The sequence below is a fragment of the Undibacterium sp. RuRC25W genome (genome assembly GCF_049339825.1).
Taxonomy (GTDB): domain Bacteria; phylum Pseudomonadota; class Gammaproteobacteria; order Burkholderiales; family Burkholderiaceae_D; genus Undibacterium.
The window spans coordinates 46319-57523 of record NZ_JBMPPD010000031.1 but is presented as its reverse complement, the minus strand read 5'-3'; the positions used below and the strand labels follow the sequence as shown (position 1 = coordinate 57523).

General features: G+C 45.0%; 8 protein-coding genes and 1 pseudogene. 2 read left to right on the top strand and 7 right to left on the bottom strand.

Annotated features, from left to right (window positions below; all coding sequences use genetic code 11):
* Positions 1–110: pseudogene (locus ACO0KV_RS14250) on the top strand (IS5/IS1182 family transposase); the annotation flags it as partial.
* Between the two features lie 143 nt (positions 111–253).
* Here the strand turns inward: ACO0KV_RS14250 and aceA are convergent.
* Both aceA and ACO0KV_RS14240 read right to left on the bottom strand, forming a co-directional pair.
* Positions 254–1552 (bottom strand): isocitrate lyase, encoded by a 1299-nt coding sequence (aceA, locus tag ACO0KV_RS14245; RefSeq protein WP_423043201.1) that lies wholly within the window; start codon positions 1550–1552, stop codon positions 254–256.
* Positions 1553–1979: 427 nt separating this feature from the next.
* Complete coding sequence (locus ACO0KV_RS14240) at positions 1980–4391, bottom strand: hypothetical protein (protein ID WP_423043200.1); 2412 nt, start codon at positions 4389–4391, stop codon at positions 1980–1982.
* Between the two features lie 68 nt (positions 4392–4459).
* Between ACO0KV_RS14240 and ACO0KV_RS14235 the strand changes: the two genes are divergently transcribed.
* On the top strand, positions 4460–5782 hold the full coding sequence (locus ACO0KV_RS14235; RefSeq protein WP_423043199.1) for an O-antigen ligase family protein: 1323 nt from the start codon (positions 4460–4462) through the stop codon (positions 5780–5782).
* Between the two features lie 6 nt (positions 5783–5788).
* On the opposite strand, the gene ACO0KV_RS14230 is transcribed toward ACO0KV_RS14235, so the two are convergent.
* Genes ACO0KV_RS14230 through ACO0KV_RS14210 form a run of 5 tightly spaced genes read right to left on the bottom strand, consistent with a single transcriptional unit; the run spans position 5789 to position 11108 of the window.
* Complete coding sequence (locus ACO0KV_RS14230) at positions 5789–6838, bottom strand: acyltransferase family protein (RefSeq protein WP_423043198.1); 1050 nt, start codon at positions 6836–6838, stop codon at positions 5789–5791.
* A 24-nt stretch (positions 6839–6862) separates the two neighbouring features.
* Entirely contained in the window at positions 6863–7798 is a 936-nt protein-coding gene (locus ACO0KV_RS14225) for a glycosyltransferase (protein ID WP_423043197.1), read from the bottom strand.
* Between the two features lie 9 nt (positions 7799–7807).
* Positions 7808–8764: a polysaccharide biosynthesis tyrosine autokinase gene (locus ACO0KV_RS14220; RefSeq protein WP_423043196.1), complete on the bottom strand. Its 957-nt coding sequence runs from the start codon at positions 8762–8764 to the stop codon at positions 7808–7810.
* A gap of 26 nt (positions 8765–8790) precedes the next feature.
* On the bottom strand, positions 8791–10200 hold the full coding sequence (locus ACO0KV_RS14215; RefSeq protein WP_423043195.1) for a Wzz/FepE/Etk N-terminal domain-containing protein: 1410 nt from the start codon (positions 10198–10200) through the stop codon (positions 8791–8793).
* An 8-nt stretch (positions 10201–10208) separates the two neighbouring features.
* The gene (locus tag ACO0KV_RS14210) at positions 10209–11108 is read right to left on the bottom strand and encodes an SLBB domain-containing protein (RefSeq protein ID WP_423043194.1); all 900 of its coding nucleotides are present in this window, start codon (positions 11106–11108) and stop codon (positions 10209–10211) included.
* Positions 11109–11205: the final 97 nt, after the last annotated feature.

Here is an 11205-nt window from a genome sequence, read left to right as displayed (position 1 = left end):
TCTTTGCTCACATCAAACAATTTAGGCGGGTTGCAACGCGATACGACAAACTCGCTGAACGATTTGCTTCATTTGTGGCAATTGCAGCTTCGATGCTTTGGTTAAAATAAATGTCAACACGCCCTAGGCAAGACCATCCCAAATAATCCAAAGACAAAAGCCGATCTTCCACTGAAGACCGGCTTTTGTTTTGCTACGGGAGAACTTTTATATTACAGGAAACAACAAATGTGTTCTCTGCAATGATTCAGTCTTACGCAACTTTCTTCGCATCGAAGAATTGTTCATCTTCTGTCGAACCATGCAACGCTGTCGTCGAAGACTGACCTTGTTGGATAACTTGCGTTACCGCATCAAAGTAACCTGTACCAACTTCGCGCTGATGTTTAACTGCAGTAAAGCCTTTTTCTGCGGCTGCAAATTCAGCTTCTTGCAATTCAACGAATGCAGACATCTGGTTACGTGCATAGCCGTGTGCCAGGTTGAACATGCCGTAGTTCAATGCATGGAAACCAGCCAAAGTGATGAATTGGAACTTGTAACCCATTTTACCCAATTCTTTTTGGAATTTAGCAATTGTTGCGTCGTCCAGGTTTTTCTTCCAGTTGAACGATGGTGAGCAGTTGTATGACAACAATTTACCTGGGAATTTAGCGTGGATTGCATCCGCAAATGCTTTTGCAAATTCCAGATCAGGCTTACCAGTTTCACACCAGATCATGTCAGCATATTCTGCATACGCCAGACCACGGGAAATCGCTTGCTCCAGACCTGGTTTAGTTTTGTAGAACCCTTCAACTGTACGTTCACCAGTCAAGAATGGCTTGTCGTTGTCATCAACATCAGAAGTCAACAAATCTGCTGCTTCAGCATCAGTACGTGCCAACAGAACAGTTGGCGTGCCCATGACGTCAGCTGCCAGACGCGCTGCATTCAATTTTTCAACTGCTTCACGTGTTGGAACCAACACTTTACCGCCCATGTGACCGCATTTTTTCACGGAAGCCAATTGATCTTCAAAGTGAACGCCAGATGCGCCCGCTTCAATCATGGCTTTCATCAATTCAAATGCGTTCAGCACGCCACCGAAGCCAGCTTCAGCGTCAGCAACGATTGGTGCAAAGTAATCGATATCGCCTTTGCCTTCGGACCATTGAATCTGATCTGCACGTGTCAATGTGTTGTTAATACGTTTAACAACCAGTGGTACAGAGTTAGCTGGGTACAAGGATTGATCTGGGTACATTTCACCAGCAACGTTAGCGTCGCCAGCTACCTGCCAGCCAGACAGATAAATTGCTTTTAAACCAGCTTTAACCTGTTGCATTGCTTGGTTACCAGTCAATGCACCAAGTGCATTGATGAACGGCTCGTTGTTAACCAGATCCCATAATTTGATCGAACCATTTTTAGCGATTGTGTGCTCAACCTTGATCGAACCACGCAGACGAACGACGTCTTCTGCCGTGTAGTTACGCTTGATACCTTTCCAGCGTGGATTAGTATCCCAGTCTTTTTGCAATTCAGCTATTTGTTGTTCGCGTGTTGTCATGCTTCTCTCCTGTGGTCAAAACAAATGAAATGTGTGCTGCGTTGAGATAAATAATAGGAGATTTTTTGCAGAGCAACAAGGTCTTATATAAGACATATAACAAATTTATTTTCCTTAATATTCAATGACTTAAATTTGCGATTTCGCGATACGAAATAAGTTTTCTCAGAATGAGAAAAATAGTTTGTGCAAGATGCCCTTGGGATTTCACATTGCAAAAACCGGTTTTCACATTGCAAGAAATAAAGTAGATTTCGCTCAAAAAATTACCTTGAGGCAAATATTTAATGAAATTCTAAAAAAAATCGAGGAAAAAACTGAGGAAAAAAAACCACAAACGGCACCTCAGGTATTGCTGAGACACCGCCTTTGATGAAAAACAATGTTTGAAGAAATATATTTGATAATTTTTCTTCAAATACAGGGTTCAATCATTATCAGAGAGCAAAATTTCGTACCACGGTGAGGACTTATTTAATGTGATGTTGAAACCTTGTCCGCTACGTACAACATCACTTGCAGCAACAGGGGCAAGTCGCTGACCATCACCGTCCAATGGATAGATGAGCATACGTTTTGCGCTTGAGGGATAAAAGAAATTAACACTGATGCGCTCCAACCACACTGGTCCAGTTGCATCTCTTGGACCAGACGGTTTTGTTGCCCCAGACACATCTGGTTCCAACGTCCACCAGCCAGACTGCCCTGAATAGGGCACAACATTCTTAGGTCGTGCAGGCAGCGTATCTGGCTGCGTCCCTGTTGTTGCACCGCTTAAAGTCAATAATAGACGGTGGGACTTACTGATTGGTTTAGCATCCCGAGTCACTAATAACAGCACACCAAATTGCCGTCCTTCTTTAGAAAATACCGGCGTCAGCAAATTCGAAAAAGAAGACGAAATGCTCATTCGCGAGTACCCCGCAAATAAGGCACTATATTGCCCGACTACAGTAAGGTTGGGCGCATCACGATCACTCACCATACGGCCACTATTTACTGACCAAATTGCACCTAGACTCCCCTCATCAACTGATGACTTACTCTTACTAAGTGCAGTCTTCAGATCAGCAACCGGTGCGGCATAGTTCATACCAACCCGTTTAAAGAACACCTCTTTAACATCGATATTCAAATTCTTCTTTAAATATTCGCTATAGGCATCCGAACTCACTCCCTCCCCCATCGCAGCGAGCATCAGGCGGGCTTCTGGAACGAGTGGGATCGTTAGACTTTCCCGCAAAGCAGGAATCTGAAACTGTCTAAACATCGTCGCAGATATTCCCGTCGTAACAAGTTGACCAGCGTGTCCGCTCAAACCAAAACTATCAGGCAAAGCGCGCCAGGTATTACCATCGGCATAGTGAAAGAAAAAGAGTCCATCCCAATCCTGCGCACTAGCAATCGCAACCATCACCGGCATAATTTCAGCGCTTTGGCGATTTGGATAGGCTTGGTTAAACTCGCTAATCACAAAAGGTTTTTTCTGACTCCGATAAAACGCACGCTTCAAGAGCGACTCGAATCCTTCGCGAACGGCCGATTGATCTCGCATTCTCCAGTCATTGCGATCCCAAGACTGATGCGGAAAATCATAATGATCAACATAAAAATGCTCATCCAAATAATCCATATCCTTTTGTGAGTCAGCATTCATCACGCCGCCGTAGTACATTTGCGTACCAGTCAATGGCACCATATCGCCTACTTCGGCACGAATAGCCTGACGCATCGTGTCTAAATACTGCCAATCCATATCAGACAAGAAACGAACGAAATCTACGACGCGACGCTCTGGGCCAGCGTCTGGCACATTGAATTTTGGTTCTAGTATCGCTGGTGGTGCGACGTCAATTTTAGCCAGCGCTTTTTTTGCTAATTGTTGGCCACGTGCAACCCAGCCATCACCAAAGGCGACGGCACGCGCCTCCTCCTGACGGACCAGCACCGCCCCCTGTTTGGTCATGCTACAACTCGCCCACACACGACAAGCTTTATCTACACTTCCATACTGGCGCTGCACCCAACGCTGCCATTGCACTTGCAATAAACGCTGGTATTCGCCTTGCAAACTATCAACCTCTTTGCGCTGCCAAGCGCCGACCAGTGATGATTCATTATTAATTTCCACCATCGCCAGCGTCGGGTCATTGTTTAATTGCAGGCGACGTATGAGTTGCTGTGCATACTCTACTTGCAATGCAATCATCCGTGGCTCAAACAAATGCAATGGACTACTGGCAAATGGCATACTTTCGCCAGGAACAAGTGGTGTTACCTGATCGACGGCATAACGAAACGTGTATCCGACGTGGAGATTCAAGTTAACATAAATCCCCTCGTGCCTAAGGGCTTCAATTAACGTGCGCAGGCGCTGCACCGCTGTCGGATTAAAGGTCGGATAAGCACCTGTTGTTAAAATCCCCTGCGGTTTATCATCGCTATCACTCAAAACAGAATCAAGTTGATGCAAACGTACCGCATTAAACCCTAGGCTGCGAAGACGTTTAGCAATCTTCGATGCATCTTCTTCTTTTGGAAAATTAGCAGGCCCCGATAAACTGATTCCAAACAGACGCACGCGGACGTCGTCTTTGGTGTTTGATTGTCTATCGCTACCAACACGATAAAAATGCGCATTCTTTACAAATAAACGATCAGTTGGACCTAGCGAATGATTGAGGCCGCTAAAATCAGTGATGCTCGACATTTGTTCTTCGTTGATGGCAAATGGATACCAATCGATATTTGCAGCCGCTGCGACACCATGTGCGAGCAAAAACATGCCGAACAAACAAAAATACATACGCTGTTTGCTGTTTTCGAGAAAATAGTTCATGAAATAAATCGCATTAATAAGGCAAGCCATTAGAATATCGCACAAACAATTATCAAATATAGCCATCAATGAAAATTACTGTAAACGCGTCGCGAAAAGTTGATGTTTCTTCAGGTGAAATGATCCTGATTCAACTTATGATCGTTTTGTTCGTGATTTTCTCTCTTTTGCCTTTTGGCATTTCCTGGGATTACTCAGGAACCTCTGCATTAAATATGGAAGGGTCGTTGACCACTAAACTAGAATGGGGTGGACTTATTAGTGTAGCGGCCTTCGTTTTATATCGTCACCTCCCGGTGACGATTGCCGATCTACGAGAATTGAATCCCTTTTTAGTTGCAGTACTGACTTGGTGTTTACTATCTAGTTTTTGGTCCCCGCTTCCGGGTGTTACCTTCAAACGAGCAATCCAACTCTATGGCCTTGTCATGATAGGTCTGAGTATTCAGATGTCGCCAAAACCCTTAAATATCTTAATTCGCTGCATGCTTTTTACACTCATGGGTATATTGGTGTTATCGCTCTTCATGGTTATCACCAGTCCAAGTATTGGGATCGATTACCAATTAGGCGGTGCTTGGCGTGGCGCGTTGTCTCAAAAAAATGAATTAGGCCAGGTGGCAGCGATATCGATCCTCCTCTGGCAAGTTCGCGCCTGCATCGAAAAAATTGATATTCGAATATTGCTAATTAGCATCTTTTTCAGTTTTTTCATGCTGGTAATGAGTAAGAGTTCAACCAGTCTGATCATCGCCATTGCATCCAGTCTCATCTTTCATACTTTGAGAAAACGACGCATTCACTCAGACTACTCCTTATCCCGCATCCTCCTCAGTCTTTTATGCATTGTGATTCTGGGCCTATATGTATTCTTCATGCAGGAATCACGTTTCCCTACCTGGGCCGAGGTCTCGTCACCTATTGCTCACGTTTTTGACAAAGGCTCCGATCTGACAGGTCGAACTGCCATTTGGGAACTGGTCTGGTTAGAGATTCGCAAGCATTGGGTGATGGGTTTAGGCTATGGCGCATTCTGGCTCGGCCCTGACAGCTTGTCACAGTTTGTTATCAGTGCATTGCACTGGGTACCATTACAGTCGCACAATGGTTATATGGATATTTTGAACGAACAAGGCATCATTGGGCTAACCCTGACAATCTTATGTCTGTTGACTCAAATCGTCATGCTGGTAAGAATGGCACAGAGCGACCGCATTCAGTCAGCATTCTGGACTGCGATGCTACTGGTTGTCATCGTAACCAATTTTACTGAAAGCAGTCTGTTCCGTGGTTTCGGGTTTCAGAATGTCTTCTTTATCTTTGCGTTAGTTGCCGGTACGGCTGTCAACAGGAGATTATCTGCACAAAACGATCAGATTATTCAAAAATAGTCCCCATTAATTTAAAAATTTCCTGCCAAAATTTAAGCATGGACGTTCAACGAATCGATAAGATAAGTCTGCCAGAACAATCGATACACCAATCATAATGGTGATTCGCAAGGATAAAGAAAGTGCCGGTATCCATGCTGTAATGATCGCAAACACCAACCATTGATACAGATAGAGTGAATAGCTAATCTTACCCAGATAATTGAGCAACCCGAGACTTAAGAAGCGACTCGCGAACGTATCCTTCAACACCAAGTACGAAAACATGCAGGCAAGTGCGATCCCTTGCAATGAATAGCGATAAGATTCACGGAAATTCTCATCACGCGAGATCAGAGAATAGAGCATCGCCATCACACCGAACACAAGGGTTTCGCGTCGCTGAAGCAGAGCAATCGCTCTTGGATATCTTGCCAACAAAATAGCAAACCCCGTACCGTACATAATCGAATCCACGCGCGTATCCGTCGCTTTATAAATTCTGTAATGCACCAAATGCTCAAGACCAACGCCATAAACAAGATAAACACGCCAGGCTAGGACGATGAGCACCAAGCTAAAAATCACGGTCAAAAACCGTTTCGGCACACTGATCAGCCCCAAAAATACAAATGGAAAAATCATATAAAAGTGCTCTTCAACTGCCAGTGACCAAGTGATCGACAAAGGTGAAGGTAATAGACTGTCACTAAAACCAATAAAAATACCAAAATAATTGGCAAAGTAAAAAAATACAGAGGCTAATTCTATCCAAGTCCATTGTGTCCCCGCACGTTGCATCACACACAGGGAAATCATAACGAACACAACTAACGCAGGCATCAGTCTAAAAACCCGTCGCAAGTAAAATTTTTTGATACTGATGCGCCCGGCTTCATCCCATTCAGTGATCATCAGACGGGTAATAATAAAACCGCTAATGAAGAAAAAAATGGTGACGCCGAGCCCCCCAGGCACAATGTGCCCAAGCCACGCATGTGAAAGCAGGACAAGTAAGATCGATACAGCTCTAAGACCATCCAGAGCAACAATGCGAGTGTGATGTGTTGCGTTCATGATTAAAAAAAGAGAAAAAGCAATTTATGTATCGCCATAAACATGCGCAACAACACCGCGAAAATGATTTAACTTTCCAAGTTGAGAAAACCCGATCCTGGCCCAATGGAAAGCTTTTAAGGGCGCAAATAACCCGAGCAATAGCATAAGACCAAAAGCCACGAGCATTTGCGCAATCGCCCTAATCGCAAGCCAACTGCCCCATTTCCACGCGCGAGGACCAGAGAGCATCGCCAATTCAGTTCTCATGAACAGTTGCCCCGTCCTAAATGAACGCTGTAACAACCATGATGCCTTCGCACGTTCTAATGGCACGACTTCTGAGACGGGCGCCTCATCACACCACACCATCTTTGCACCGTTAACATCGAGCGTTCTGAATAGCATGCTGTCTTCCCCACCAGTTTTACCGAAAGCGGGATCGAAAGGACCTTCTTGCCCAGCAGGCGTCAATTGTTCCAGTAAAGCCCGTCTAACCAATACATTTCCACTACGCGCGTTTTTGTCATCAATACGCGTGCCGGTAAGTAAACGACGTCGATCAAAATAAGCACCACGAACAATCCACGACGGAACACCTAGAGCATATTCTGGTATGACAGGCGCAAATACAACGTCTGCCTCATATTGCTTCTGAGTTTGAAGTAGATTTGCCAGCCAATTTGCTTCAGGATACTCATCATCATCGACCATGCATATCCATTCACCAGTCGCAACGCGGATCGCCGCATTACGTGCAAGAGATATATTTGATTCGCTCAATGCAATGCACATCAACTGTTCCGGATAGGCTGCGGACATTTCAGCTAACACCTCGGACGCACTTTGATCAATATCGTTATCGACGACGACAACGTTAAGCTTACTCCCCGATACATTCTGAGAAAATACTGCCGCCAATAAACGACGCAGCATTTCTGGCCGTCGAAAAGTGCAAATACAAACGCTAACAGAAGTCATATGTGATGACTAGCGCGTAGTTCGACGCTGGAACACGCGTCGTAGCACTGCTATTACTCTCTCAATCAATCCTGGTGTAGACTGATTTTTAGCGGACTTAAACTGGTTGAACACAGTACCAATGACCTGAACGCCTGCCGCCTGCATATCACTCTTCGTTTGCCTGAGATCACTAAGTAAGGTTGTATCCTTTTGCGCCATCAGCAAAACATATCCGACCTGATGCGCGACCATCTGCGCATCCGAAGCCAGTGACGAAGTGTAAGTATCAAATATCACCGCATCAAACTGTTCGTGGCACGCATCCAACAATTCTCGGATACGTGGAACACGTAAAATCTCCAGAGGGTTTGGTGCTCGTGGACCTGCTGGCAAAATATGTAAATTTGGCATTAATGGAATGAGTGCCTCTTTCAGCGCAATCCGCCCTGCTAACACCGAAGACAAACCATCTGGTGCGCCGAGCGCAAATAACGAGTGAAGATCCCCAGAACGCAAATCTGCATCAACAAGCAGCGTGCGGCGACCGACCTGCGAAAGAGCAATCGCCAGACTCGCTGCCATGTAAGACTTTCCTTCATTCGGGCTGGCACTGACGAGCGCGACATGAATACGATCCTGCAAACTGAACTTTAATAACAGTTCGCTACGTAATCGTCTGATCTCCTCAGACTCTTTGGAGAATGGAAAATGAAAAAAACGTAATTTTTCATCCGCAGAGCCATTGATTAACTCTTTAGAGCCAAACCCAAACTGCTCACCGAGGGCAGAATCAATTTCTACCTGGGTCAAAAAACCAAGACTTAATGCTGCATCGCCAAAACGTAGTTTTTTTTGTCTCTGTTCTGTCGCAATTTGCTCTACTTGTTCTGAAGTAAGTAATCCTTTTTGCAAAAAAAGATCGCCTAAGCGTCCAATTTTTACCGGCGAGGCCGCTGTTTGTTCTACGTTTTCCGGTTCCGACATAGCCATTCTCTTTTTTGCCTCTTGTTTTATACGCGTCCGGAGACTGAAGGTGCCTCTTCAAAACCGATTTGAGCAAGTACTGGCACATCAAATTCGCGCTCGAGATCTTCCGCGCAACGAACTCTTCGTTGTAATAGCTCCAGCAAAAAGGCAAGACTCAGACCGAACAAGAGACCACCAAGCAGACCAAAGATCAGATTATTCCTCATGAGAGGCTTGGCATGTTTGTCAGGTACTTCGGCCCATTGCATCACTGTCGCATCAGAAATGGCAACATTACTCGTCATCAGCAATTCATCAAATTTCTGAATCGCAGCGTTGTAAATTTTTTGTACGCTATCGAGCTGACGCTGATATGAACTGATCACATCACGATGTTTTTTATTCTCAAATGTTTTTTTCTGATAAGTTGCCAGCTCTTCCTCCATAACCTTTTGCTGACGAGCAAGCCGACTTTCTACGGATTGCATCGAATCAACCGCTGTTGATGATTCACGCTTCAGCCTTGCCAGCAGAGTCTGGCGCTCGTCCTGAATAGCAATATATTTTGGATGACGCGGCCCAAGCGTTGATTGCGCATTCGCCAATTGCACATCCAACGCGATTAACGCAGCTTTGAGACCAGAAATATTACCGGCGCCGACGACCTCCGGAAGATCCGAACGCAGGTTTCCTTGTTTTACAAGACCATCCAAGGACTGCTTTTTAGCCTGCGCTTCCACACGTTGTAGTTGCACATCCAATATGCGAGCACTCAGTGCACTCATCTGGCGAGATTCTAGGTCAGCACGCTCATCAACATCAACAATTTGAAACTCTTGCTGATAACTGGTTAACTTTTTCTGAATCTCATCAATCTGACGACTCAGCGTCTCTAACTGGGTATTGTATTGATCCTTACGCGCACGTGCGGGAGCATTCATCATTTCCAAGGACAGGTCGATATATGCTTTTACGACTGCGTTAGTAATGTCTTTCGCTTCTTTAGGATGATGAGACGAATATTGGACCTCGACAACTCGGCTATTTTTGTGTGGTGCAACTTCCACGTGCTCGGTAATTGACTCAGCTAATAGTCTCAGGGAGCGCTGTTCTCCGTATTTAGCAACGAGAGTTCGGAAATCGTCAGTATCTTGCAAACGAAGCGACTCAATCACGCGTTGAGCCACCTGAACACTGCGGATAAGGTCAAACTGCGTCTCCAAATAGCTTTCGTCTTGCATCGGATTAAACTGCCGCCCGTTAATGGGGTCATTAATCCGATAATCGATATAAATATTAGCGCTGGCTACGTAAGTCTTCGGCAAAATGAGACTAACGACCGCTGCAATAACAACTGCCGCTACTGTGACGTTAAAAATCAACGTCTTTCTTGCGCGCAGCATTGCGCCAATTTGTGTAAACGAAAGAATTAATTCAGTGGGTGAACTTCGCATTGGTGATTTTAGAAAATGCGTTCATTAATAAATACAACATCACCCGGACGCACCACATCGGTAATGCGCGCGGCGATCTCTTTCATTTCGCCATTTGGCAATTTGCGGTGAATAACCATGCGCGAAGTACTACCACGATCAGTCACACCACCGCCGATAGAAATAACACGCATGACATTCAAATCATCTTCCATCGGGTAAGCCCCTGGGCGACGTACCTCACCATAGACGTAAAAATTCTTTAACTGACCAACGACCAGAACGTCATTTGGCAGAACTTTCTGCGTAAACTGACCGTTATTTCTATCATTGTCGAAATCAAGTTGAATACTCGCGTATTGCGCCAGTTCGGTTTTTCCATCAACACTTGAGCGGCGTAGAATTTTGATGGTTTTATCCGCCCGCTGCGTCAAACCTCCAGCTAAACTTAAGGCGTCTAGTACACTTAGGGTACCCTGTAAAATAAAACGACCTGGTCGCGAAACCTCACCAAGGACGGAGAAACTACGACTGATTTGCTGGCCAACTTTTACCGACACTTTCGGGTTCACCAAGTATTGACCCGCTTCTAGCTTGTTTGCAAAAATAACTGCGATTTCCGAACCCGTTTTTCCTTTGACTTCTACAGTACCTACCAAGGGCAAGGTTACAACACCATTTGCACCAACGATAATATCGGCACTTAAATCAGGCTGACCAAAAACCGTTACTAATAATTGATCGCCCTCGCCAACGATGTCATTCTGCAGTTCCCCAGAATCCGGATTGGCATCACTAACAGCGACGTTTCCCACTTTTGGAGAGTAAACAGCACCAGCCAGTCCTGTTAAATTTTGCTCAATCTTCAACTGCGAGGGAGGGTTATGATTATCGTCTTGCGCCATCAAATTAAACGAGAACAATAGCAAACACAGTCCAGCGATATAAAAACCTGGAAGTTTCAGCTTTAATTTAGATCTGGCGGCAAAAATCATTGAAAACCAAGCGTATAAGAAAACGTATAAG

What these genes read in the sequence shown, in the direction of transcription:
- ACO0KV_RS14225 (WP_423043197.1), bottom strand. Translation starts at nt 7,798, where the DNA reads ATGACTTCTGTTAGCGTTTGTATTTGCACTTTTCGACGGCCAGAAATG.
- ACO0KV_RS14230 (WP_423043198.1), bottom strand. Translation starts at nt 6,838, where the DNA reads ATGAACGCAACACATCACACTCGCATTGTTGCTCTGGATGGTCTTAGA.
- ACO0KV_RS14240 (WP_423043200.1), bottom strand. Translation starts at nt 4,391, where the DNA reads ATGAACTATTTTCTCGAAAACAGCAAACAGCGTATGTATTTTTGTTTG.
- ACO0KV_RS14235 (WP_423043199.1), top strand. Translation starts at nt 4,460, where the DNA reads ATGAAAATTACTGTAAACGCGTCGCGAAAAGTTGATGTTTCTTCAGGT.
- ACO0KV_RS14220 (WP_423043196.1), bottom strand. Translation starts at nt 8,764, where the DNA reads ATGTCGGAACCGGAAAACGTAGAACAAACAGCGGCCTCGCCGGTAAAA.
- ACO0KV_RS14215 (WP_423043195.1), bottom strand. Translation starts at nt 10,200, where the DNA reads ATGCGAAGTTCACCCACTGAATTAATTCTTTCGTTTACACAAATTGGC.
- aceA (WP_423043201.1), bottom strand. Translation starts at nt 1,552, where the DNA reads ATGACAACACGCGAACAACAAATAGCTGAATTGCAAAAAGACTGGGAT.